Origin of the sequence: Pseudomonas sp. GM24, from assembly GCF_000282235.1 — a bacterium.
In the GTDB taxonomy this organism is placed as follows: domain Bacteria; phylum Pseudomonadota; class Gammaproteobacteria; order Pseudomonadales; family Pseudomonadaceae; genus Aquipseudomonas.
Genome location: NZ_AKJR01000362.1, coordinates 1 through 1,409 on the forward strand (window position 1 = coordinate 1; position 1,409 = coordinate 1,409).

Annotated in this window: 2 protein-coding genes; one reads left to right on the forward strand and one right to left on the reverse strand. The window is 58.5% G+C overall.

Features of this window, described 5'->3' with window-relative positions; genetic code table 11:
• The first annotated feature begins 214 nt into the window (after positions 1–214).
• A complete protein-coding gene (locus tag PMI23_RS28365) occupies positions 215–1,234 on the forward strand; it encodes a branched-chain amino acid aminotransferase (RefSeq protein ID WP_007915073.1) in 1,020 nt (339 codons plus the stop codon).
• Here the strand turns inward: PMI23_RS28365 and PMI23_RS30130 are convergent.
• The coding region (locus PMI23_RS30130; protein ID WP_238539573.1) for a hypothetical protein at positions 1,224–1,409 on the reverse strand (186 nt) is incomplete at its 5' end. The genes PMI23_RS28365 and PMI23_RS30130 overlap by 11 nt on opposite strands.

Here is a 1,409-nt window from a genome sequence, read left to right on the forward strand (position 1 = left end):
AATGCAGCCGGGGACGCTCTGCGTCCCAAAAGTCGAACGCGGAGCGTCCGATGAAGCATTCCCACGCAGAGCGTAGGAACGATCAAGCGTGGGAACGATCAGTGGAGCGAATTCCGGCTGCGAAACCGCTCAAGAATGAAGTATTGTTGTGCCCATCCAAAAAACGTCAGAAGCCTTGAACCGTTTCGGCGGTTGTTCAGTGATAGAGGGTGTCATGGGTAACGAAAGCATCAATTGGGACAAGCTGGGTTTTGACTACATCAAGACCGACAAGCGCTATCTGTCGTACTTTCGCGATGGCGAGTGGGACAAAGGCACCCTGACCGAAGATAACGTGCTGCACATCAGCGAAGGCTCGACGGCCCTTCACTATGGCCAGCAGTGCTTCGAAGGCATGAAGGCCTATCGTTGCAAGGACGGCTCGATCAACCTGTTCCGCCCGGACCAGAACGCCCTGCGCATGCAACGCAGCTGCGCGCGTCTGCTGATGCCGACGGTCGACACCGAGCAGTTCATCGAAGCGTGCAAAGCCGTGGTTCGCGCCAACGAGCGCTTTATCCCGCCGTACGGCACTGGCGGCGCGCTGTACCTGCGTCCGTTCGTGATCGGCGTCGGTGACAACATCGGTGTGCGCACCGCACCCGAGTTCATCTTCTCGATCTTCTGCATTCCGGTCGGTGCTTACTTCAAGGGCGGCCTGACCCCGCACAACTTCCAGATCTCCAGCTACGACCGCGCCGCCCCACAAGGTACCGGCGCAGCCAAGGTCGGCGGCAACTACGCCGCCAGCCTGATGCCGGGTTCGAAAGCGAAGAAAGCCAACTTCGCCGACGCGATCTACCTCGATCCGATGACCCACACCAAGATCGAAGAAGTCGGCTCGGCCAACTTCTTCGGGATCACCCACGACAACAAGTTCATCACCCCGAACTCGCCGTCGGTGCTGCCAGGCATCACCCGCCTGTCGTTGATCGAACTGGCCAAGACCCGTCTGGGCCTGGAAGTGGTTGAAGGCGACGTGCTGATCGACAAGCTGTCGGACTTCAAGGAAGCCGGCGCTTGCGGTACTGCTGCGGTAATCACGCCGATCGGTGGTATCAGCTACAACGACCATCTGCATGTGTTCCATAGCGAGACCGAAGTGGGTCCTGTGACCCAGAAGCTCTACAAAGAGCTGACTGGCGTGCAGACCGGCGACATCGAAGCGCCAGCGGGTTGGATCGTCAAGGTTTGATCTGACAGGTGTTGATGTAGAAAAGCCCTCCACCGAGTGATTGGTGGGGGGCTTTTTTATGGCGCTTGGCGCAGTATTTGTGGCGTGCTTGAGATTCTTTCCCCCTCACCCCAGCCCTCTCCCCCAGGGGGGCGAGGGGGAAAGGGAGGCGATTTTTGTGCTTTTCAAAACCTGA

Bases quoted from the DNA above. Each gene is read 5' to 3' on its own strand.
- PMI23_RS28365 (WP_007915073.1), top strand. From the start codon at position 215: ATGGGTAACGAAAGCATCAATTGGGACAAGCTGGGTTTTGACTACATC.